The 21222-nt window shown below is 47.0% G+C and carries 24 protein-coding genes; 3 read left to right on the forward strand and 21 right to left on the reverse strand.

Annotation, left to right across the window (positions count from 1 at the left end):
- Nucleotides 1-87: 87 nt before the first annotated feature.
- From DFQ00_RS17330 to DFQ00_RS17345, 4 genes are all read right to left on the reverse strand, one after another.
- Complete coding sequence (locus tag DFQ00_RS17330) at nucleotides 88-765, reverse strand: ABC transporter ATP-binding protein (protein WP_110897743.1); 678 nt, start codon at nucleotides 763-765, stop codon at nucleotides 88-90.
- Nucleotides 762-1997, reverse strand: coding sequence for an ABC transporter permease (locus DFQ00_RS17335; RefSeq protein ID WP_110897744.1), 1236 nt, complete (start codon nucleotides 1995-1997; stop codon nucleotides 762-764). Before DFQ00_RS17335 ends, DFQ00_RS17330 begins: the two co-directional genes overlap by 4 nt.
- 67 nt (nucleotides 1998-2064) lie before the next feature.
- Nucleotides 2065-3441, reverse strand: a complete 1377-nt coding sequence (locus tag DFQ00_RS17340; protein WP_110897745.1) for a sensor histidine kinase — start codon at nucleotides 3439-3441, stop codon at nucleotides 2065-2067.
- Entirely contained in the window at nucleotides 3438-4115 is a 678-nt protein-coding gene (locus tag DFQ00_RS17345; protein WP_110897746.1) for a response regulator transcription factor, read from the reverse strand. The genes DFQ00_RS17340 and DFQ00_RS17345 overlap by 4 nt, the downstream gene beginning before the upstream one ends.
- 253 nt (nucleotides 4116-4368) lie before the next feature.
- On the opposite strand from DFQ00_RS17345, the gene DFQ00_RS17350 reads away from it, so the two are divergent.
- Nucleotides 4369-5346, forward strand: a complete 978-nt coding sequence (locus tag DFQ00_RS17350) for a cation diffusion facilitator family transporter (protein ID WP_110897747.1) — start codon at nucleotides 4369-4371, stop codon at nucleotides 5344-5346.
- A gap of 158 nt (nucleotides 5347-5504) precedes the next feature.
- On the opposite strand, the gene DFQ00_RS17355 is transcribed toward DFQ00_RS17350, so the two are convergent.
- From DFQ00_RS17355 to DFQ00_RS17395, 10 genes are all read right to left on the reverse strand, one after another.
- Nucleotides 5505-5885 carry a VOC family protein gene (locus DFQ00_RS17355; RefSeq protein WP_110897748.1) on the reverse strand — a complete coding sequence of 127 codons (381 nt, stop codon included), beginning with the start codon at nucleotides 5883-5885 and terminating at the stop codon, nucleotides 5505-5507.
- A 309-nt stretch (nucleotides 5886-6194) separates the two neighbouring features.
- The gene (locus DFQ00_RS17360; RefSeq protein WP_110897749.1) at nucleotides 6195-7046 is read right to left on the reverse strand and encodes a hypothetical protein; all 852 of its coding nucleotides are present in this window, start codon (nucleotides 7044-7046) and stop codon (nucleotides 6195-6197) included.
- A gap of 443 nt (nucleotides 7047-7489) precedes the next feature.
- On the reverse strand, nucleotides 7490-8350 hold the full coding sequence (locus DFQ00_RS17365) for an imm11 family protein (RefSeq protein ID WP_110897750.1): 861 nt from the start codon (nucleotides 8348-8350) through the stop codon (nucleotides 7490-7492).
- 30 nt (nucleotides 8351-8380) lie between these two features.
- Nucleotides 8381-9253 carry a phosphotransferase gene (locus DFQ00_RS17370; RefSeq protein WP_244213901.1) on the reverse strand — a complete coding sequence of 291 codons (873 nt, stop codon included), beginning with the start codon at nucleotides 9251-9253 and terminating at the stop codon, nucleotides 8381-8383.
- Nucleotides 9234-9563, reverse strand: a complete 330-nt coding sequence (locus DFQ00_RS17375) for a hypothetical protein (protein ID WP_110897752.1) — start codon at nucleotides 9561-9563, stop codon at nucleotides 9234-9236. Before DFQ00_RS17375 ends, DFQ00_RS17370 begins: the two co-directional genes overlap by 20 nt.
- Before the next feature lie 192 nt (nucleotides 9564-9755).
- Nucleotides 9756-10619, reverse strand: a complete 864-nt coding sequence (locus DFQ00_RS17380; RefSeq protein WP_110897753.1) for a DUF4085 family protein — start codon at nucleotides 10617-10619, stop codon at nucleotides 9756-9758.
- Between the two features lie 217 nt (nucleotides 10620-10836).
- Entirely contained in the window at nucleotides 10837-11226 is a 390-nt protein-coding gene (locus DFQ00_RS17385; protein ID WP_110897754.1) for a hypothetical protein, read from the reverse strand.
- Between the two features lie 60 nt (nucleotides 11227-11286).
- Nucleotides 11287-11682, reverse strand: a complete 396-nt coding sequence (locus DFQ00_RS29880) for an NUDIX domain-containing protein (RefSeq protein ID WP_244213902.1) — start codon at nucleotides 11680-11682, stop codon at nucleotides 11287-11289.
- A gap of 12 nt (nucleotides 11683-11694) precedes the next feature.
- Entirely contained in the window at nucleotides 11695-11925 is a 231-nt protein-coding gene (locus tag DFQ00_RS29885; protein WP_244213903.1) for a hypothetical protein, read from the reverse strand.
- Nucleotides 11926-11946: 21 nt separating this feature from the next.
- Nucleotides 11947-12360, reverse strand: a complete 414-nt coding sequence (locus DFQ00_RS17395; RefSeq protein ID WP_110897823.1) for a winged helix-turn-helix transcriptional regulator — start codon at nucleotides 12358-12360, stop codon at nucleotides 11947-11949.
- A gap of 257 nt (nucleotides 12361-12617) precedes the next feature.
- Here DFQ00_RS17395 and DFQ00_RS17400 point away from each other — a divergent pair, with 257 nt between their 5' ends.
- Entirely contained in the window at nucleotides 12618-13223 is a 606-nt protein-coding gene (locus tag DFQ00_RS17400; protein ID WP_110897755.1) for an NAD(P)H oxidoreductase, read from the forward strand.
- A gap of 158 nt (nucleotides 13224-13381) precedes the next feature.
- On the opposite strand, the gene DFQ00_RS17405 is transcribed toward DFQ00_RS17400, so the two are convergent.
- The 6 genes from DFQ00_RS17405 to DFQ00_RS17425 all read right to left on the reverse strand — a co-directional run bounded on the left by DFQ00_RS17405 (nucleotide 13382) and on the right by DFQ00_RS17425 (nucleotide 18004).
- Nucleotides 13382-14023: a FusB/FusC family EF-G-binding protein gene (locus DFQ00_RS17405; protein ID WP_110897756.1), complete on the reverse strand. Its 642-nt coding sequence runs from the start codon at nucleotides 14021-14023 to the stop codon at nucleotides 13382-13384.
- A gap of 340 nt (nucleotides 14024-14363) precedes the next feature.
- Nucleotides 14364-15161 carry a GNAT family N-acetyltransferase gene (locus DFQ00_RS17410; protein WP_110897757.1) on the reverse strand — a complete coding sequence of 266 codons (798 nt, stop codon included), beginning with the start codon at nucleotides 15159-15161 and terminating at the stop codon, nucleotides 14364-14366.
- Between the two features lie 159 nt (nucleotides 15162-15320).
- Nucleotides 15321-15788, reverse strand: a complete 468-nt coding sequence (locus DFQ00_RS17415; RefSeq protein ID WP_110897758.1) for a GNAT family N-acetyltransferase — start codon at nucleotides 15786-15788, stop codon at nucleotides 15321-15323.
- A 65-nt stretch (nucleotides 15789-15853) separates the two neighbouring features.
- The gene (locus DFQ00_RS30170; RefSeq protein ID WP_279630420.1) at nucleotides 15854-15982 is read right to left on the reverse strand and encodes a hypothetical protein; all 129 of its coding nucleotides are present in this window, start codon (nucleotides 15980-15982) and stop codon (nucleotides 15854-15856) included.
- 272 nt (nucleotides 15983-16254) lie between these two features.
- Nucleotides 16255-17127 (reverse strand): carbohydrate ABC transporter permease, encoded by an 873-nt coding sequence (locus DFQ00_RS17420; RefSeq protein WP_110897759.1) that lies wholly within the window; start codon nucleotides 17125-17127, stop codon nucleotides 16255-16257.
- 19 nt (nucleotides 17128-17146) lie between these two features.
- On the reverse strand, nucleotides 17147-18004 hold the full coding sequence (locus DFQ00_RS17425; RefSeq protein WP_174812335.1) for an ABC transporter permease: 858 nt from the start codon (nucleotides 18002-18004) through the stop codon (nucleotides 17147-17149).
- Between the two features lie 252 nt (nucleotides 18005-18256).
- Here DFQ00_RS17425 and DFQ00_RS17430 point away from each other — a divergent pair, with 252 nt between their 5' ends.
- Nucleotides 18257-20083, forward strand: coding sequence for a cache domain-containing sensor histidine kinase (locus tag DFQ00_RS17430; protein ID WP_110897760.1), 1827 nt, complete (start codon nucleotides 18257-18259; stop codon nucleotides 20081-20083).
- Between the two features lie 174 nt (nucleotides 20084-20257).
- Here the strand turns inward: DFQ00_RS17430 and DFQ00_RS17435 are convergent, their stop codons facing one another.
- Nucleotides 20258-21202: an alpha/beta hydrolase gene (locus tag DFQ00_RS17435; RefSeq protein WP_110897761.1), complete on the reverse strand. Its 945-nt coding sequence runs from the start codon at nucleotides 21200-21202 to the stop codon at nucleotides 20258-20260.
- Nucleotides 21203-21222 lie beyond the last annotated feature (20 nt).

Genomic DNA, 21222 nt, shown 5'->3' on the forward strand with positions numbered 1-21222 from the left:
AGTTGTGACCCTCACCTCGCATTCGAACTCACCGTTCAACCTGATTTTCTCATCAACTTATTTCATCGAACCGTACACCAAACACCTCTAATGTGCCACCAGCTTCCCCTTCTCTAAAAAAAGAACCCGGCTGCAGAGCGGCAAAATACGCTCATCATGCGTAACCATCACCGCACTCTTGCCCTGCTCCTTCACGAGCCGAGCAATCGTGCCTACAATATCCAGCCCGCGCTCCGCATCCAGGCTGGCTGTCGGTTCATCCGCCAGCAGCACGGCCGGATCATTCATCAGCGCCCGCGCAATGGCAACACGCTGGCGTTCACCGCCGGACAGCTTATCGGTGTAAGCTTTCCGCCGATGGGACAGTCCCACCGTCTCCAGCAGTTCACCTGCACGGCGCTCGGCTTTACTTTTGTCCATTCCCGCAAGCTTTGCAACCACCATCAGCTGCTCCTCTACCTTCAAGTAAGGAATCAGATTCGCACTTTGAAATATAAATCCGAGCTGACGCAGCCGCACATCCGAGATGTCTGTTTTACTTTTGCCCATAATCGAAGTACCGTCCAGCAGCACCTCCCCATCCGTTGGTTCAAGCAGTGCGCCTGCAATGGACAGAAACGTGCTTTTCCCTGAACCCGATGGGCCCATCACAGCGACAAGCTCCCCTTCTCCCACCTGTAGATCAAGCTGATCCAGAATCGTGCGCTGGCTGCCCCCGTCATCAAATGTCTGTGTAATACCCTGCAATACCAGTCGTTTTCTCATGCTGCCGTCCTCCCAATCGCATCAAGTGCATCAATTTTGGTCACCTTCCATACCGAGAATAACGACCCTGCCATCGACATCAGAATGAATAACACACAGGTTAATGCAAGCGTGGAGACCCCTAATTGGAATGGCATGGATGCCGGCAGAACGGATTCAAACAGCTGCACAAGCAGCACACTGATTACCAGACTGCCTACGGACAACAGCAGCACCTGCAGCGATACACTGCCTGCAAGATAACCGTTTCTTGTGCCGATGGCTTTTAATATGCCAAACTGACTGGTCTTCTGAATCGTAATGACGTAGAAAAATACCGCAAGCACAAAGGCCGAGATGACATATAAAAAGGCAATCATCATCAGCAATGAGCCCTGTTCCTCCTTGTAACCTGGAATCGCAGATACCGCATCCGATTTCGTAATGATCTCTGTCTTTGACAATACAGCAGTCAGGTTGCTTACCTGATCCTCTGGCCCCTTGACCGCAATCGCATTATACACAGGCGTACGTTCTGCACCAGATGAAGCCCCTGTACCGATTACAGCTTCAGTGCTGGTTCCAGATTCATTGCCAGAGCCTGCATTAGCTTCGGTGCTTTTGTCCTCAGTACCTGCTCCACCTGCTGCGGAAGCTGCTTCCATCGTACGTGATCCGGCTTGCAGCGCAAGCCATTCCTTCTCATTCAGGAAGACAACTGGCGCATGACTGAACGATTCATTTTGCACAAAACCGCTGACCGTCCATTCCGTTCCCGAGGCTTGATCCACCAGAACCGTGCCTATGGTCACGCCGGATTTAGCCAGCTTCTGATCAACTACCACCTCACCTGCGGACTGCTCGTTGATCGCCTTGCCTTCAGTGACGGTTGGCGCAAGCCAGCTGCCCGGATTCACCATGAAGAGCGTAACATCTATCTTTTTGCTATCATCTGCCGGGCTGACCGTGGTCATTCTCACCCCAAGCGGCTCGGCATTGTCCTGTCCAACAACAGCACGAGCCTCATCCAGCTCCTTCTGTCCTACCTGTGACCGTGTGAAGCGATGATTCGAATCCTGTTCCAGCACGAAGTGGGTTGCTGCCATATTTTTAATTGAAGCCGCGTTATCATACGACAGCCCCTGCGCGAGTCCGGTTACAAACAATACCAGAAACGAAACCAGCACCATGATGGTCGCAATCAAGGCGTATCGTCCCTTTGCAAACCTCATTTCCCGTATAGCCAAGTACATATGCTCTGACCTCCCTCTTGATAACCCAAGTATAGGAGGTGAAAATGAACGGAAAATGAATAACTCATTACATCTGCGGAAGAGTTACCGTAAATACGGTGCCTTCGGCTGAACTGGACACCTCAATCGTACCGTGATGGATACGAATAATTTTCTGCACAATCGCCAGCCCAAGCCCGGTGCCGCCGGAGGAACGTTCACGCGCATGGTCCACCCGGTAGAAGCGGTCAAACAGGAACGGCAGATGCTCCGCTGCAATCCCGTCCCCGGTGTCCTGGATATGAACAACACATGCCGTATCCGTCTGCTCGGCTCGAATCTCGATGCTGCGACCTTTCGGCAGATGCTGCACGGCATTGCCAAGCAGATTCATCCAGACCTGCATCAGCAGCACTTCATTGCCCGTAACCGTTATGGACTCAGGAACGGACATGCGCAGTAGCAGCTCCTTGTCCTCCAGCTGCCATTGCAGCACTTGAACGGCCTGACGGAATTGAGCTCTCAGCGTAAAAGTCGTTTGAGTCAAGTCCTCATGTCCCTGTTCTAGCGATGACAACAGCAGCAGCTGTTTACTAAGTAAGGACAGATGCCGGCTCTCTTTTTCTATAATGGACGCATAGTGCTCGCGTTCCTGCTCCGGCAGCTCCCGATCCGCGACCAGTTGGGCGAATCCCTGAATGGAGGTTAATGGCGACTGAATCTCATGGGATACGTTGGATACAAACTGCTGCCGTGCCTGATCCACCCTTTCCAGTTCACGACTCATCGTCATAAAATGCTCGGCCAGCTGTCCGATCTCATCACGTCTTGCTGTATTTAGCTTCACATTATAATTGCCTTGCGCAATGCGTTTTGTTGCTTCGGACAGTCGTTCAATCGGATTCACCAGATAACGGGTGCTGAACAGAAAGATCAAAACGCTGATCCCAACCGTCAAGGCTCCAATGAGCGCAAAGAAAATCCGCAGTTCCCCGAATTGCAGAATAACATCAGGGCGCATGAACAGGGCGTAACGGTCATTGCCCACCTGAAGCGGAACACCGACTGTATTGCTTAACTGATTATCGAAAAATCCGGTAATAAACGGTTTGCTCGGAAACTGGGCGACCCCATGATACACCTCACCGCCAAGCACCTGACGAACGGCCTGTGGATCGAGATCCTTTTCACGGAATTCACGTCCATAGAACCGATCAGAACCTTGCCCATTCGTAACATAGATTTCATATCCTAATGCGGCTGCATTCTGCAAATATCGCTCCAGTGTCTCGGGCTTCTCCTCGGCAAACCGCTTCATATCCATCGCAATCCCAACCAGCTTCTCATCGTTAAATGTCTTGAGCTTTGCATGATAATATATGTTCGAAAAAAGGAAGCCCAGCAGACTGCTCGTCACAATCACCGCTACCGTAATGAGAAATATCCGAACGTAGAGCGTTCTCAATGCGACTTCACCTCGATCTTGTATCCGATGCCCCGCACCGTCTGAATGACAAAATCATCGGAATAATCGGCAAAACGGTCACGAAGCCGCTTGATATGTACGTCCACTGTACGGTCATCCCCCTCATAATCCGCTCCCCAGACGAGACGAATGAGCTCATCCCGCGAGAACAGGCGCCCTGGAAACTGAGCAAGCTGGGATAATAATTCAAACTCCTTCATCGGTAAAAATAAAATCGACTCCCCGTCGCTCACTTCCACATTGTTGCGGTCAATCACAATCCGGTTCATGCGAATCATATCGCTGGAGGTTCGGTGATATCTGCGAAATAGCGCTTTGACACGGTAGACCAGTTCCTCCGGCTCAAATGGCTTCGTCACATATTCATCCGTGCCCCTAAGGTACCCTTCCTTCTTGTCCGACAGCTGATCCCTAGCGGTCAGCAGTATAATCGGGATATCATAATGCTGACGAATGTAATCACATAGTTCAAGTCCGTTCATGCCCGGCATCATGACATCCAAAATCGCCAGATCAATGGATGTCTCCTGTATGATGTTGACTGCCTGCATACCATCCTGTGCTTCATGTACCCGGTATCCCTCCTTCGTCATGACATGGCGCAGCAGTGCGCGAATATTGGCATCATCGTCTGCCAGCAGCAGATGTTTCATCTCGTTGTCCGCCCTTCTATAATCATCCTGCCCCGATGGTAGCACAAACAGAAAGCTATTTGCCAGTGCAGCTGTCAGTACAGTGGTCTGTGCCGATTCATGTTTATTTTTGCACAAATCTGGTTGACACTATTATGAGACAGAATTATAATAAATTCATAACATATGAACAACCACTCATATGTTCATGTGATCAGAAGTTCTATCAGCTAACTTACATAACGGAGCCAGACTCCTAAGGAGAGGATTTACAATGTCGGGACATCAGCACAATCATGGGCATGACCATGGACACAATCACGCACATGGCACCAATAACAAAAAGGTACTGCTCTTTTCCTTCATTATCATTACCTTTTATATGATCGTAGAAGCTTTCGGGGGATTCATCACCAATAGCCTTGCACTGATCTCTGATGCAGGCCACATGCTCTCGGACTCCATCGCACTCGGGATTGCTTTACTCGCGTTCACATTCGGGGAAAAAGCCGTCAATACAGGCAAAACCTACGGCTATAGACGTTTTGAGATTCTGGCAGCAACGTTAAACGGAGTTACGTTAATTGCTATTGCGCTTTACATTTTTTACGAAGCCATCGGCCGCTTTATTAATCCACCTGAAGTGGCAACGATGGGCATGCTGATTATCAGTACGATCGGATTACTCGTGAACATTCTGGTCGCCTGGATTATGATGCGCGGTAGTGATACGGAGAGTAACCTGAACATGCGCGGGGCGTACCTGCACGTCATCAGTGACATGCTGGGGTCTGTTGGCGCTATTGCCGCCGCACTGCTGATGATGTTCTTCGGCTGGGGCTGGGCTGACCCGCTGGCGAGTGTAATTGTCGCCGTACTGGTACTCCGCAGTGGATTTTATGTTACCAAATCTTCACTCCACATTCTCATGGAGGGCACACCAGCCAACGTTAATGTCAACGACCTCGTGCAGACCATCCAGCAGGTTGATGGCGTCAAAGGTGTACACGATGTTCACGTTTGGTCGATTACCAGCAACCTGAATGCACTGACCGCACATATTGTCGTGGATGGCACGATGGATGTATATGCGTCCGAGATTCTGGTTCAGAAAATCGAGCATCTGCTGGAGCACAAAGAAATCAAACATGTCACCTTGCAGGTTGAGTCTGAGAAGCATCTTCACGACACCTCGGTCCTTTGCACCGTAAAAGGTGACGCACCAGATGCGCATGCGCATCATCATCATTGAGTTTGTCGCAGATGGATACTTGCTTCTATCTTGTAAGATCAAACAGGGCGATTCCCGTGAAAAGGATCGCCCTGTTTTTTGGTTGCTGTAATATTGACGTTTGCCTTAAATTTACGCTTGCTTGCTTGATTGTTTGGCTTTTTATTTGTTTAATCAGCTTATGCTGAAACCCACTCTAGAAACTCTAGTCGATTGCCAAAAGGATCATTCAGATAAAAGCGCCGTACTCCCTCATCAGCCCTTGCCTCGTCGTCTACAACATGAAGGTTGTGCAGACGAAGATGCTCACGCAACAGATCCAGATTTTGCACATGAAATGCTGGATGAGCCTTGACAGCGGGAACAAAATTTTGCTGCACACCAATATGAACCAGATGATCACCACACTGAAACCAAACACCGCCGCGTTCCCTCAACATTTCAGGCTTTGGAATCTCAGTCCAGCCCAAGATCTGATTGAAAAAGTGTCGAGCTTCCGTCTCGCAGCCCTCGGGGGCCGCCAGTTGAACATGATCAGGACCATTGAAATGATAAGTCATATTATTCATCAACTCCTTTTTTGTTTCATTTGATGAAACACGATTTCGTTTTATTGTTCCATTTTATAGATATTAAGGAAATAAATCCAGTTGAACTTTCATTACATCACGTAGTTATGTATCCTATCCCCTTATAAACGTCTAAATATCAATCTCATCCCCATTTAAAATCACATATCCCAGTTGACACAGCAAGATAACTATATAACTGTTGCTCAGGATAACCAGCCGAAACCGATGTAACTTAAATAGGGTGTGAACCGAGTGTCCCGCATAACTGTTTCGCTCCTTATAATTCCAGTTCAAAAATCATCTATAATACATCAGCTTTTTGGCTTCCATACCCAGACCGAACGAAATAAGTCGTGCTTCCATCGCTCGATATACATCTGGATCATCGAACCCTTGTGCCTGACTGTCCCGAATCAAACTAAACAGACCAATCTGATCTGCGCTCGAGATAAAGAACTTCAACTGCTCCTCCTGATCATATGGAATCTCTTTCCCATGCCACGGATGCAGATGCGGAACGACTCCCTTAAAATCACTCCATGCGCCTTTCCCCAGCGCAACTCCAAGGCCATCAAGTGTATCAACTATGACTTCGCTTCGTCTGAGTTGCTGGGCTTCCTGAATGTAAGAGTAGCCGTCTGGGACGAGTTTAAAATTAAAATGCTGCACAGCCCAATCCTGCACCTGTTTTTTTTCACGATCCCAACGTTTCCTGTCAAAATACTCACTTTCGCTCGTATTCTCCTCCTGTTCCTTCACATAGTCGAGGTATTGTTGTTTCGATTCAAATTCATTGAGCAGCAAATCCTCATGACCTGAGAAACCAAGAGCAAAAAATTCCCGGATATTGCTGGCAACGATCCTCGCATAGTGACCAAAAGCCATCGGATCTACGCAAATTATTGGTGCCAAACTTAAATCAGAAGCATGACCAAAGTCTGTTAAAAACGAAAAATGGATACCACCCATTCCCGTGTTTGCAAACACAATAGCATCAGCGGGAGAACTCAGATAACCCCCATGATCATGGGGATCAAATTGTAGAAAATAACCCGTTGGTGTCTCCAGATAAGGCACTTCGTGCTTGATTGTTTGCTCCCACACCATCATTTCTTGCAGCAGCTCTGGAATCTTATAGTCGCTTGTCATCACTAATACTCCTCCCCTGTCTAATAACTTTGGCGATAGCTTATGTAAGCTGGACAATTGCTTTATGAAAAGAAATAATAATTATTGTAACATGACCTATTGCGTCATGATCAATCACGACTCATTGGCGAATCCCTCCTCTACCCCATTAAAAACTTGGCTACGAAGGCTAACGATCAGGAGAATTCTTATTTAGGCATTTTTAATAAAATATAAAATTATCAAGAGCCCTGGCACGAAACCAAGGCCCTATACAATACCATTACTCTGACACAACATAAACTTGCGACTCTGGCTATCCCAACAACAAATCAGCCGCTAGAATCCGATCATTAACCAGTGCTTTGAGAAAAAATAACTTATCCCCACCTGCGCACGCCTCTTCTTTTGTTCAAAGGACAGCATCGCTTCTGAATGGGACTGTTTAAATCTTTATAAAAAAGCTATCGCGTGAATCCTTTGCCAAGTCGACTAAACCAGGTGTCCCGTTTTTCCACAATTCCCCACCTAAGCCCTAACAACACAGGAGGATAGTAACTCGGCACCATCCATGAATAGCTCCCATCCAACTGAAGATTACCTAACCATATCTGCTTGTCTTTGTCTGCCTTGATTGCCCATTTACCGGAAAACACCATCTTGCCTTTATTTTTGCGGGCGAACTTCTTCGCTTGTTCAAAATCAAAAAAAGTCATTAAGGACTTATCAATTTCCTTACTCATTCGTTCATGCTCTTCTTCCTTCTCTTTCCATGAAAACTCCGAATCCCAAATTTCAACGAGCTGATAACCTACAATCGATGCACTTAACATGTCTTGTAATGAATCGGATACATATATGTATGGCAGCGTTCGTTCTTTCTGAGGATATTTAATTCGAAACATATGTTGTTGCTCTAAAGCTTCTGCATGTAAAACAAGTGAATACTCGTCAAACTGGTTGGTGTCGCCATGAACCATTCTTACTTTCGATGTTTCCGTATCTATGCAATCGATGATGTTTAATACATGAAGAATATAATATGCTTCTCCTGCATCGGTTAAAATGGGGAGAAACTCGATCTGTTCGATGGATTGCTGCTCCAGAATATCTTTTACCTTTTTACTAATGACAAGTGCTCCATTGAACCTGTTCAGAATATCTGCTGGCCTGCCCGTATCCTCGAAATCTACTGTCAGCGCAGACCATTCCTGGATCATCGGTTGATCAGAGGATAGAGCTTCGTATATCAATTCCAGGTCATCTGAGCTCCTGAACTCAATTGTGTTGTTTGGCGGATAATAATCGAATAACCATGCTTTCATTTATCCCACTCCTGTACTGTATGTATTATATTATTGGTGCTGTCTCCATTCATTCCATGCTTGGAGATACTCGGGCAAGTCCTGCGGATGATGTTTATTACTGAGCCCGATTCGGCAGTACAAATGGACCAGTGCTTCTTCCACCAATCTGGATTGATCCATGTCTGCGTGTTGCAGAAGTCCGAATACATCCCATAACATGGCGGGATCAAGGTCATCAGGTGAGGAACAAAAGGCGTACAGAAAATCATAAATAACCGGTCCCACCATGGGAGAAGGGTCAATGACCCCGATCAATTCCTTTTGCTCAAACACAAAATTATGAACTCCTGTATCCCCATGCAAAAGAAACCTCGCGTCCTCATCCTTCTGGAATAGACGATTGACGAGAATTTGAACCAGATCATAATCCTCCGTGCCAAGCACGTCACCCAGATTCTCTCTGGCCTCATCAATACTAATCTGATTGAATTCCCTCCACGTCCTGCATGGAAGCTCCATTCTTCCCCATGACGCTGTATCCACCACACGCACATAGGTATTAAACAGTTCTTTCACTAGCCGGGTTAACCACACCTTCTTCGGTCCCCGATTGTAATGAGTCTCACCTGTCATATAGCTATATACAAAATAGGTGCTGTCCGAGCCCGTAAAGAGGAGATTTGGCAGCAGCCTTACATCACGGTACGTCTCCAGAAACTGCCGGGCAATGCGAATTTGTTCTGGATCATCCCATTTCAAAATATACTGCTCACCTGAGCTCGCACGCAGCTTGAACACACGTCCCGCCGTCGTACCTGACAGTTGTTCTGCTTCTACGATATCTTCCTCAATTCGATGCTCCTGAAACAGCATATTAATATCTTGAACGTGTGGATTGTTGTTATGCATATGTGTTCTCAAACGGATTATCCGCACTTGTCACTTCCTGTATAATCACGATTGGATCAGAGATCAAGCCTAATTCCTCATCCTTGGGATACGTTACCGCAATGGTAGGCTCAGGTCCTGCAAATGCCATCATCGACTCCATATCCTCCCACATCGTACACAGGAAAAAATGTGCATACGCTCCCTGCTCTACAACCTTTAAATACGCGCCGCGATTTCCTTCTACTGCCAACGTATCTTTTACCCCTGTCTCATACTCATAATCCAAAAAAGCTTGCTTATTCTCCAGCGGCACCGCCCCATGCCATGTTCTGGCAATCATGCAATCACTCCTAACATCAAGTTCAGTTCATTTTTTCATTGTAACATATGCAATAAAACAGGCTGAATTAAGCCCGATGCACTTTAGTGTGCGGCCTCACGCCGTCGTCACACCTTCTCATCAATAATATGTAGTATAGGTATGACACACGCATAGTGCAATCCATGTGAATCCTAATCTAGTTTCTCTTCCTCATTCAATCTCGGCAACAATATCAGTGCAACGTACAATCAATTCCGACATTGGTTCTCCGTTCAAAAGGACATGAAGCTCATATCCATTGTCGATTCGATACAGCTCATCATACAGCCAGTAACTACCAACAATCTTGCCTTCTTGCTTGAGCATTTCAGCATCGGTTAGCGTGAGTTTGTTGATCTCGGTGAAGCCGCCTCTTGTATCAAACCGCAGGACAAGCTCATCGCCCGTCAGCAGGTCCGTCACCTTACAATCATGAAATTGCAGCTTAAGGTGAACGTCAGCCGGAATATCCTGCTTTACCATAGCATCTCTGTACTCCTGCAGCACAACTTCCATCTCTTTTGTATATTCTGCACTCTTTTTCTTGAGCTGCTGCATGACTTCGCGTGTGCAATAACCCAGAGCAAACACACGAATATCCGCTATTTTCCTGAAAATTTCCGAGGGTAATCTCTCCGCTTGGTATTTGAAGTTCCACTCCATCGCTTCTGCATATTCGTCTTTACACTGCTTCTCATCAAAAGCAGGACGAGCATCGTACTCAGCAATCAGCGTCTCGATATGGGCACGCTCTTCGGGAGGCATATGATACACGAGCTGATCTTCCTCCGTCACCTCTTCCCCGCTAAATGCTTTGTCTACCCTGGTCATGACCTGACCATCATGCTCCAGCATGAATCGGGGATCGGTATTATACACATCTCGCTGGAGCTTGACATGCTCTTTTTCCTTCCGTTTATACAGCCGTTGAAAGAGAGCTTCGTCCAGTAAAGTCGCACCTTTATGTACTCTCATGCCAAAATGAAGCCCTGTCTGCTGACAAGTCTCATACCACTCTTTTGTTAAATATTTCATAGGCACCTCTCCTGCTATACAAGTTAAACTTCGTCCTATATCTTCTATATTGATGCGTACAGATTTAGCTGCATCAGGGATATGTGTCCGTTTATAATACGCGGTTAACTGCTTCGGGTGATTTTTGACCATGTCATATTCGATGACCGTGTGAGCGACGACTGATCTTGTGAATTCCAAAACCTCTACAACTCTTATATTCAACGGACGTATCTTGCTACGCCAAGGTTTGAAAGAATTTGTGTTTTATCTCTTTGTCGTTTCGCGCAGCCCATTCATGGACGACTTCTACCCCTGCGATCTCCTGATCTCGGTGAAAATAAAAGCATAAATCCATCGGCACAAGCCGTTTGCCATATAATTTAAACCCGATTCGTCTGTAATTGATGTAAATACACTCAATCTGGGATGCATCATATCTCCGATGTTTTGTAGAAATCACATGATCACTTTCCAGCGTAATGCTTGGTTTGGAGAACAACAAACGCCGAATGAGAAAAATGATATAACCTAGAATAAAGGTCAAAATAACGATCAGGGTATACTTCAGGATACCATTCTCGTCGAAAATAACATTTCTCAGAAAAAGAATTTCAATAACCAGCATACATATGAGATTCAATACAGCTCTTGGATAAATCGTCTTGTATGTAATGAGATATCCCTCCTATTTATTCTCCCCGTTAATCCGCAGCCACTTGGAAGGAGTCTTCTTGGCAAAATGCTTTTCGACAAAGTCCAGAATATCATCGATCCCGGGCAATGCTGCGTGCTGTTTCGCTTCTTCAAACGTCATCCATCGTTGCTCGCTATGCTCATGATTTAATTGTACAGGCTGATCCTCATGCACATAACCTACAAATACAGGAGCCATATAGATATAATCCTCTACAGGTGAATAGAACTGCTCGAACTGATTCGAACTATATAAACGCACCTCCGTGATGCCCGTTTCCTCCCGAATTTCCCGAAGGGCGGCTTCCCATGCCTTCTCACCATGCTCAATACCGCCTCCGATATAACACCATTCGTTATGCAGCATCCGACCATCCCGCTTGAGCATCAGCACATGGTACTAGTCCAGCCACTTTTTTAAAAGTACGACAGCAACCCCCTCACAGCGAACGGGCACAGCCTGTTTGGGTTTACCCGGTTGATTAGGTGGATTTGCCGGAGTAACCTTAGTGGACTGCTCAGCTTGTGTAGCCTTAGTAGCTTGCGTGTTTTGGTCAGAATGGCCGAATTGATTCGCTTGTTGCGTTTGATTCGCCCGGTTTACACCTTGAGCATTTACGGTATCGTCCATGTATTTCTGCCCTCCCGTTCTTCACGTTTCTGAAGATTTAAAGTCCTCCAGCACCTTCGACCGATCCCCATAAACCTTATCCAGATGCTCTTCCCCCCAGTAGCATAGAAGATCCAGCGCAGGCTTGAGTCCCCACCCGTATTCCGTAAGCTCATACTCCACCTTGGGAGGCACTTCGGAGTATACTTTGCGCTGTACAATCTCGTCTTTTTCCAGCCCTCTGAGCTGGGTCGTCAGCATCTTCTGCGTAATGTCCGGGATCAGCCGCCGCAGCTCCGAGGTCCGTTTGCACCCAGTGAACAAATGATAAATAATGAGCGGCTTCCACTTCCCGCCCATCACCTCCAAAGCCGCCTCCACGCCAACCTTATATTTCTTAGGAACACTCGTATTTGCTTCCGTCTTGTCTTGTTCCGTCACCGCAGTTCCCCCCATAGCCCATATCCGTTGAACAACATTGTTTACCCAGTCTCTTTTCATCATTAAAACAACCTGTCTGCACCTTTCATTCATCTCTATACCGAGCGTCAGTACGACCTTCCAACCAAGGTGTTTTTATGTTCCATGGGTACTTTCATCTCCCTATAGAACATCAAAGTGCGTACTTCCAGATGTTCTCAGTCCTGTTTATAATAGCATCATCGAAGGAGCCATGGCTACCAAACCACGCTCCAGAAAGGTTGTGATTGTTCATGAACGTATTAGTCGTTGTGTCCCATTCACGTAAAGATTCCCTGACCTTCCAGGTCACGGATCGTTTTATTCAAGGTCTGGCAGCAGGAGGTCATCAAGCGGAGATTGTGGATTTACATGAGATTGGCTTTGACCCGATCCTTCGAGCAGCAGATGAACCAGACTATTCTCAAGATATTCAGCGCTTCTCCCCTCAGATTGAAACCGAGATAAAGCGGCTCAAGAAACACGATGCCATTGCTTTTGTTTTCCCTCTGTGGTGGTGGCATCTGCCAGCGATGCTGAAAGGGTACATTGACCGTGTGATGAACAACGGATATGCCTACGGTGCGAATAAGCTGCATCATCAGCAGATTCTGTGGATTGCCCTTGCCGGTGTGACCGAAGAGCAGATGAATAAACGCAGCTACAGTGATTCGATTCGTAATCTGCTCAATGTTGGTATCGCCGATTACTGTGGCGTGTGCAATTCGAGGGTTGAATTTCTCTACAATACCCTAGAAGCCCCGCCGGAGCATTATGAGGAACTGCTGCATCAGGCGTACGCGTTGGGCGTTAACTATGCCAGCCATTCTACCGAGCCGCTAACAACATTTGAAAAATAAATCACCCGTTTCCGCTTTCCTTGAGCGGTTATGGTAAGTAAAAATCCCCGCATCACACACAGCAAAAAAGGCCGCTCAACTGAGCGACCTTGTGTGTGTTTCGTGTTGCTTTGCAATTATACGTTGCTTCGCTTTATTCACTGCTCACAAATCTCCGGCTATTTAATCGCTGCAAGCAAAAATTTCTCCAGCATGCTGATCTCCGTAATACTCTCGTTGCACGCCTTGTCATCCATGCACACATACTGACCCATGGAGGCAAAATTGTCCGCCGAGTTAGCCTTGGTCTTCACATTGTAGAATCCAAGCTCCTGATGGCGATGGCAGAACATACAATACCCTTTCTTGTTCGTAGGCGTGATTCGTCCCTCAATTCCAAGGAACCTGCCCTCGTGCGGATACACGATGAACAAACGGCTTGTCGCAATGTCGATCCATCTCAGATAGGTGGTGTGTGCGTAATCCATGGATTCCAGATTAGGCAGCTTGAGCTTTTTGGCCTTGGGAAACAGCTTTTGGATCTGCTTAGCTGTGACCTGCGGGTATGGAATCAGATAGTCCTGCAGCTGATTCAGGTAGAGCTGCACGTCATGCGGCGTAGCATACGTGGATAGCTGCTCCAGCAGCTGTTTCCGTTCCAGCGTCAGATCATCGAAGATGCCTACGGCATTCGTACTGACGGTGTAGCGGACCGTATCCAACACTTTGGGGTCCACGACCGAGCGTAGCGTTTTTAGCAGAAATTCAGCTTGTTTATAGATGTAGTTATATTGATGATTATGAATAAATGGTGTTTGCATGGCCTTCAGCCCCTTATTTATAGTAGTCAAGCAAATAAGGTGCAAAGCCTGCGGGTTGAACCATGATATGAATGTTGCTTCCAGGGCAAACGATCTCTTTTATCGCGCCCTACACAAAGTCCGCCCCTATTCAGGCTTTGCGTAAGGCTTTCTAGCGAACGAGCAATCCGGCACAGTCCATATTGCCACGTCATAACCCCCAATGCAGTCGATATACGGGAATTATAACAGGACTAGACGGAAGGGGACAATGCGCTTCTTCCGCTCCTTAACAATTACTTGATCTTTGGAGGTGTCATCAACGAATGTTATATCATGTTGTTAACTGGCATTATTTCTGTCATACATGATACCAATACATCGAATGTTCCCCGATCTCTTCAAATCCTAATTTGCGAGCCAGCTCATTGGATGCTGCATTATCGGTATGACAGCTCCAGTTGGGAATGAGATTTCGGGATAGGCAGTCTTGGATAAAATGTAAACCAACCACACTCGCTAATCCCTTCCGCTGATACTGTTCAATCGTAATCACGTCGATCTCTGCGTATCCTCCACCCACATAAGGGGAAGTACAGACACTGATCAGTTCGTCGTGCTTCATAATAAAATGTCCTATTCCATGTGCGCAGAACTGCTCGGCTGATGACCATACGAGCTGATAGTACGGGTAGAACTGTTCCCTGTATATTGTAGAGATATCGAGGTCTAGCGGGTAATACTTAAACGGCTTTTCCAGCGTTATATCGAACTCCCCATATGAATTTATGAAACGGTCTTGATTAAAACGATAATATGTACGCGAGATTTTCCGCGAATGCTTAATATGGTAGTCATGCAGCTTGTTCTCCCAATCCTTGGTATAGACACCCAAAGCAAAAAAGTCAGGATGGTTGGATTCATTATTCATATACTGAATGACATCCTGAGTAAAAGCATCGTTCGTTTCGTCCCCAGCCAAACCATAGAAACCACCACAACTTGTAATAAATACCGAGGTGGTTCGTTTTCCTTCATTGACATACACACAGCCTTCCTGTGTACCGTGAATCACAGAAAGTGCATATACAGCTTTATTCTGAATCGAATCCAGCAGCGGCAGCACTGAAGCATATTCATCCAAGGTCAATTTTCTCATATCTAGCCTCTTTCCTGCTTAGAAGACCATTTGTACACAGTTCCTGATACAGAAGCGACAAATACAACGAACCAAAACCATAATCTATAACGCTGATATATCCATGAGAACATCTCGCTCACGTCCTTCGAATGTCATTAAACTACTCCGAAAATCTTGTTACAGCGCTAATATCGCCTGCACCTCACCACAAGCTAGTACATCACCCGTAAGCCGAAAACCAAGTGAGTCATAGATTTTCTTGGCAGCCGTATTCTCTGGTTTATATGTTAACTCTACCACTTTGGCTTTCCCGCGAGGGGCTGATTGTGCATACTCAATCGCTTTCTCGACCATTTCTCTGCCGTATCCTTGGCCTTGGTACCGATGATCAATCATCATTTTGAAGATGCCATAGCTGCTGTAATCGAAATTCCCATCCCCATCGTCATAATACATCGAAATAAATCCGACCATTCGTTCTTCCTTATATACCGCAAAGGTAATAATGATCTGCCCCTCATCCGAGGCTATGTACGCTTCTGCAAGTGCATGCTGATTCGAAGAGATAAATTGCTGCTGGTCTGGAGAGACTTTGAGTTCGATACATTCAATGAAATTATCCCACGTAATTTTTCTGAATTCCATTTCATTTCCCCCTAATATAGTGTGAACTGCCCCCCTGTAATTAGGCCATAGCAAAACTGCCGTTCTCAATACCTCTCTTTGAAGCGCTCGTTCCACCAGTCCGGCTTCATGAAGTAATCCGTTCTGATTGGCATAATGACGTATTCGTCTGTAACCTCAATTGGCTGAAAGGGGTCGCTATAGATTAATTGCACATTTAAATGAAAGGGCTGGATAGGCCCGCTTCAATCTCGAACTCTTGAGGCCACCATCATCTTTTTCACGATGTAACCGCCCCCTCTATGGTTAATAGAGATTTTGAATATCATTTTTATTTTTCCTATCGTACCATTTTATTCAAATAAATTTAACCAAACAAATCAGGCATTTTTAACAACAACAAAAGAAGCCACCTCCCTGGCCTTCCCCAGTTTGGCGGCTCCCTTTTCACAATCCTTTTGTTGTCCTGCAAATTACGCTTACATCCCTACTCCTTCACAGCCCCAACCACAATCCCGCTTACAAAGTAACGTTGCAGGAACGGGTACACGAGCAGGATCGGCAGTGCGCTGATGAAGATTTGCGATGCCCGGATCGTCCGTTGGGACAGGTTCGCAATCGCTTGCGGGTCAAGCTTGGTCATATCAGCCTGCACGATGATCGTCTGCATAAACGTCGCGAGCGGCAGCTTCTCCGAATCGCGGATGTAGATGATCCCGTCAAAATACGCGTTCCAGTGGCCAACCATCATAAAGAGGGACACTGTAGCAATAACCGGCACGGACACAGGCAGGTAGATTTTGATAAACGACTGGAAATGACCTGCACCATCAATAAAGGCCGCTTCCTCCAAGTCCTTCGGCACCGTACGGAAGAAATTCAGCAGCAGAATGATGTTGAATACCGCCACCAGCCCCGGTAAAATCAATGCCCAAAGCGTATTCATCAGACCGAGCTTTAGAATGAGGATATATCCCGGAATGAGCCCGCCGCTGAACAGCATCGTGATGACAAAATACCACAGATAGATGTTCCGAGCGCGGAACACACGCGTTTCCTTCGATAGTGCATACGCCGCAAGCGTATTAACGATGAGCGCAAGCCCCGTACCCAGCACCGTCCGCTTCACGGATACCCACAGGGAGGACAGGAAGTTGGCGTTATCAAACGTCTTGGCATAGGCTTCGAACGTGAAACCTATCGGCCAGAATGTGACCAGTCCGGCATTCGCAGGTGCGGACGAGCTGAGGGATACCATCAGCAAGTGATACAGCGGCAGCAAGCAGAGCACCGAAAGGATGGTCAGAAACACATTGTTGAAGATGCTGAAGATGCGATAAGGCAGCGTTTTATGATACATGGTTCATCATCATCCTTTCTTAGAAAATTCGGTATCCGGCAAAACGGTACGCCAGTCGGTACGAGATCACGATGAGGATCAGACTGATGACCGATTTGAACAGATTGACCGCCGTAGCAAAGCTGAACTGACCGCTCAGGAGACCTTCGCGATACACAAACGTATCAATGATATCCCCTTGCTGATAGATTAATGGACTATACAGGTTGAAGATTTGGTCAAAGTTGGCATTGAGCACATTCCCCAGCGCCAGTGTAGCGATAACAATCCCGATGGGAATCAGAGCTGGAATCGTAATGTACATCGTCTGCTTCCAGCGCCCCGCTCCATCCACTTCAGCCGCTTCATACAGAGAAGGATTGATGCCCGCCAAGGCTGCTAGGAAGATAATCGTGTTGAAGCCGAACTCCTTCCAGACATCGCTGACAATAACCGTGAAGCGGAACCAGTTGCCATCCCCAAGGAAGAAGATTGGCTTGATGCCAAATACCGATACCAGAAACTGATTTAATATGCCCGTCTGTGCCAGAATATCAATCAGAATACCGGACAGCGTAACCCAGGACAGAAAGTGTGGCAGATACACCAGTGTCTGAATCGTGCGTTTCAGTGCCATCTTCCGCACCTCATTAAGCAATAGTGCAAAGATAAACGGAATGATCAGATTCATAATAATTTTCGAGCAGGCAAAGAACAGCGTGTTCCACGTAATCTGCAGGAAGTAATCATTTTCCCACATATACCTGAAATGCTTCAGTCCTACCCATTCCGAATTCGCGAATCCCAGCGCAGGCTTGTAATCCTGAAACGCCATCAGAATACCCGACATCGGGATATATGAAAAAATAAAGACCATAATAGCCGCTGGCAGTACCATGAAGTGCAGCACCCACGGCTGCTTGTATCGTTTTTTTCTCTTCTGTTCCAGCTTGTTGCCCACCTTCGCCTGCGGGAGCCGTTGACCCTCCAATTTAGCCTCCATATGACCTTCTCCTGTTCCCAAAAAAAGTTTTTGTGTGTGTTCGGGTTCTCTGATATAAATAGTATCAAGCCATTCCGAGGTCTGACTATATAACATTGTTAGGGTCGATAGGGTTTTGTTAGTTTGTGAAAACAAAGGAGACTTTTCATGCATACATGGGAGCGCTTTAACATTTTTCAAAAGGGTATCCGATCCCGCTTCAGCCTGTTCGCCAAAATCAATCTGTTGATCATCATTCTGTTCATCCCGATTGTGATCATGTACACGTATTCGAACAGCGTCACCTATGAAGTGGTTAGCAAAGAACTGCAAATCTCCAATACGAAGCAGCTCACGTTTCTGTCCAGTCAGATCGACTCACGCATCAATCAGATGATGGATTTCAGCCTTATTCTCTCGCGTGATCCAAATGTGCGTGCCTTCAACGGCCTGAACATGTGGGATGACAAATATGACCAGATGCAAACAAGGTATATCATCCAGGAGAAAATGACGCTCCAGACCGGCGTAACCGATCTCTGGCCTACCCGCTACGCGGTGTATTCCCAGCAGAACAAGGAGGTTATTGCAAACTACAATCGGGATACGGGCTATGACGAGGCGTATTTGAAAAAAAATATGAGCGGACAATGGACCTACGGGGATCATTCCACCGATTCGAAAAATGCGCTGCAATCCTTTTACTGGTTCTATACGGATTCATTGGCACAGCCGGGTATGCTCACAGGAAGCAATCTCGTCATTGAAGCCAGCTTCAGTTATGAGAACATCCAGAATATGCTTGATACGTATAAGGAAGGCGGGCAGGGTGATCCGTTCTTTTATCACAAGGGCAGCGCTCCTATTCTGAATCGTACCGCAGACAAGCAGTTATCAGGCGAACTGATCCGTTATCTGGACACCCATTCGCTTGAGGATAACACGCAGGATGTCGTGGAGCTTGGCGGCAAAAACTATCTCGTCAGTACCGTCAAATCCACCTATCTCGACTGGCATCTGGTGGATGTCGTGCCGCTGTATCAGATTCTGAAGCCCATCTCGCTGAGTCAGAATCTGTTCTATGCCTGCATGATTCTGCTGCTCGTGGTCGGTATTTCCGCATCCATCCTGCTCTATCGCAATGTGCAGTACCCGATCCAGAAGCTGATCAAAGGTCTGCGTCGCGTGCAGCAGGGCGACTATTCGGTGCGTTTGCACAGTAAAAACCAGAACGAGTTCTCATTCCTGTTCCACCGCTTTAACGATATGTCACACCAGATTCAGGATCTGATCGAAAATGTGTTTCATGAGAAAATCCGGGCCAGAGAAGCTACGCTCAAGCAGCTGCAGGCACAGATTAACCCACATTTTCTATATAATTGTCTCGGTTATATTATTAACATGGCGCAGATGAAGGACGAGCAGGCTGTCGTCTCCATGGCGCATAATCTGAGTGCGTATTATCGCTACACCACCCGGATGGAACGAGAAACATCGTCGTTGCAGGAAGAGATCAAGCTGCTAATCAACTATCTGGACATCCAGAAGCTGCGCAACGGAAGAATCGAGTATCATATTGATATCCCTGAGCATATGCTTGCCCAGTCGGTACCGCGATTAATGCTGCAGCCGATGGTCGAAAACTCGGTAATCCACGGTGTCGGGAAGTCTTATACCGCTGGAGAGATTCGAATTACCGGGGAGAGCGTGAACGGTTTTGGCAAAATCTATATTGATGACGACGGTCCTGGCCTTACACCGGAGCAATACGAAGCGTTGAATCAGGAAATGCTAGAGCCATTACAGGAAGAAGTGGGCTGCGGGCTCTGGAATACGTATCAGCGTATGATCCATACCTTTGGCAGTCATTCATACCTCCTGTTTGGCCCTTCTCCGCTTGGTGGCTTCCGAACCGAAATCGTCTGGGAAGTTCCTTCCGAAGAGCTGGAAACAAAGCGCGGAGACGGAAGCGGACCTGAGTCGAAGGACGACTAATGCTTATCCACGCAGCCCTTTTATACTGATCCATGCTGTATCCAGCACCAGAAAGATAGACTGTTTCCACAAGCATAATAGACCTATAAATAAGCAAAAACGCCTTTTCCGCTCATGATGGCGGTGCTGAAGGCGTTTTTGCTTTGATTATGGGTTTACATATCGGTTGGATTATCAGCTTCGCTGACTCATCCGTTCATCCAGCCAAGCTACAATGTCAGCGGTAACCTCGTCCCGGTTCGTTTCATTCAGCATCTCATGCCGCCCGCCTGGATACAGCTTGTAGGTGACGTTATTGATCCCCTGCTGCTTGTAGGCATTATACAGTCGAATAATACCTTTGCCAAAGCTGCCTACCGGGTCCTTGTCTCCGGCAAAGATATGAATCGGCAGGTCCTTGCGCACCAGATTCAGATTGCTTTTGACCCCGAGCTGCTTGAGTCCACTGAAAAAGTCTGCAAAAAATCCCGTCGTAAATACCGTTCCGCAGAACGGATCACCAATGTATTTATCCACCTCTTCCTCATCCCGGCTGAGCCAATCGAACTCGGTACGGACAGGCTTGAAGGCATCGTTATAACTTCCGAACGAAAGCTTGTTCATGCGGTGGCTCGGAACACGTCTGCCGCGGCGGCGAATCTCTTCCTTTGTTAACAGCGCAGCCGCATGAAGAATGAAGCGTACATGCAGCGTGGAGCCAGATAGAATAACCCCGTCCAGTTCCTTGCCATAGAGCATCAGATAACGCTGCGTGACGAACGAGCCCATGCTGTGCCCCATCAAAAACAACGGCAGCTCGGGATAGGTCTCCTTAATAATCCCGGTCAGCTTATACAGATCATGCACCATCCACTCGAACCCGTCGCTCTCTGCCAGATATCCCACGTTCTCCACAACCTCTGCCGTCTTGCCATGTCCGCGCTGGTCGTGAATGTACACGATGTACCCGTTCTGATTCAGCTCAGCCGCGAATCGCTCATACCGGGCCGCTGTCTCCGCCATCCCGTGGCAGATCTGTACAACGCCTTTGACCTCGACATCACTCTTCGGTAGCCAGTTATAGACATGGATGCGTGTTCCTTCGTCCGATTCAATATAAAAATGATGTGCTCTACTCACAAAATCCCTCCGTTATTAAG

Origin of the sequence: Paenibacillus barcinonensis (assembly GCF_003217495.1) — a bacterium.
Taxonomy (GTDB): domain Bacteria; phylum Bacillota; class Bacilli; order Paenibacillales; family Paenibacillaceae; genus Paenibacillus; species Paenibacillus barcinonensis.

What these genes read in the sequence shown, in the direction of transcription:
- DFQ00_RS17330 (WP_110897743.1), bottom strand. Translation starts at nt 765, where the DNA reads ATGAGAAAACGACTGGTATTGCAGGGTATTACACAGACATTTGATGAC.
- DFQ00_RS17335 (WP_110897744.1), bottom strand. Translation starts at nt 1,997, where the DNA reads ATGTACTTGGCTATACGGGAAATGAGGTTTGCAAAGGGACGATACGCC.
- DFQ00_RS17345 (WP_110897746.1), bottom strand. Translation starts at nt 4,115, where the DNA reads ATGAAACATCTGCTGCTGGCAGACGATGATGCCAATATTCGCGCACTG.
- DFQ00_RS17350 (WP_110897747.1), top strand. Translation starts at nt 4,369, where the DNA reads ATGTCGGGACATCAGCACAATCATGGGCATGACCATGGACACAATCAC.
- DFQ00_RS17355 (WP_110897748.1), bottom strand. Translation starts at nt 5,885, where the DNA reads ATGACTTATCATTTCAATGGTCCTGATCATGTTCAACTGGCGGCCCCC.
- DFQ00_RS17360 (WP_110897749.1), bottom strand. Translation starts at nt 7,046, where the DNA reads ATGACAAGCGACTATAAGATTCCAGAGCTGCTGCAAGAAATGATGGTG.
- DFQ00_RS17365 (WP_110897750.1), bottom strand. Translation starts at nt 8,350, where the DNA reads ATGAAAGCATGGTTATTCGATTATTATCCGCCAAACAACACAATTGAG.
- DFQ00_RS17375 (WP_110897752.1), bottom strand. Translation starts at nt 9,563, where the DNA reads ATGATTGCCAGAACATGGCATGGGGCGGTGCCGCTGGAGAATAAGCAA.
- DFQ00_RS17380 (WP_110897753.1), bottom strand. Translation starts at nt 10,619, where the DNA reads ATGAAATATTTAACAAAAGAGTGGTATGAGACTTGTCAGCAGACAGGG.
- DFQ00_RS17385 (WP_110897754.1), bottom strand. Translation starts at nt 11,226, where the DNA reads ATGCTGGTTATTGAAATTCTTTTTCTGAGAAATGTTATTTTCGACGAG.
- DFQ00_RS29880 (WP_244213902.1), bottom strand. Translation starts at nt 11,682, where the DNA reads ATGCTCAAGCGGGATGGTCGGATGCTGCATAACGAATGGTGTTATATC.
- DFQ00_RS29885 (WP_244213903.1), bottom strand. Translation starts at nt 11,925, where the DNA reads ATGGACGATACCGTAAATGCTCAAGGTGTAAACCGGGCGAATCAAACG.
- DFQ00_RS17395 (WP_110897823.1), bottom strand. Translation starts at nt 12,360, where the DNA reads ATGGGGGGAACTGCGGTGACGGAACAAGACAAGACGGAAGCAAATACG.
- DFQ00_RS17400 (WP_110897755.1), top strand. Translation starts at nt 12,618, where the DNA reads ATGAACGTATTAGTCGTTGTGTCCCATTCACGTAAAGATTCCCTGACC.
- DFQ00_RS17405 (WP_110897756.1), bottom strand. Translation starts at nt 14,023, where the DNA reads ATGCAAACACCATTTATTCATAATCATCAATATAACTACATCTATAAA.
- DFQ00_RS17410 (WP_110897757.1), bottom strand. Translation starts at nt 15,161, where the DNA reads ATGAGAAAATTGACCTTGGATGAATATGCTTCAGTGCTGCCGCTGCTG.
- DFQ00_RS17415 (WP_110897758.1), bottom strand. Translation starts at nt 15,788, where the DNA reads ATGGAATTCAGAAAAATTACGTGGGATAATTTCATTGAATGTATCGAA.
- DFQ00_RS17420 (WP_110897759.1), bottom strand. Translation starts at nt 17,127, where the DNA reads ATGTATCATAAAACGCTGCCTTATCGCATCTTCAGCATCTTCAACAAT.
- DFQ00_RS17425 (WP_174812335.1), bottom strand. Translation starts at nt 18,004, where the DNA reads ATGGTACTGCCAGCGGCTATTATGGTCTTTATTTTTTCATATATCCCG.
- DFQ00_RS17430 (WP_110897760.1), top strand. Translation starts at nt 18,257, where the DNA reads ATGCATACATGGGAGCGCTTTAACATTTTTCAAAAGGGTATCCGATCC.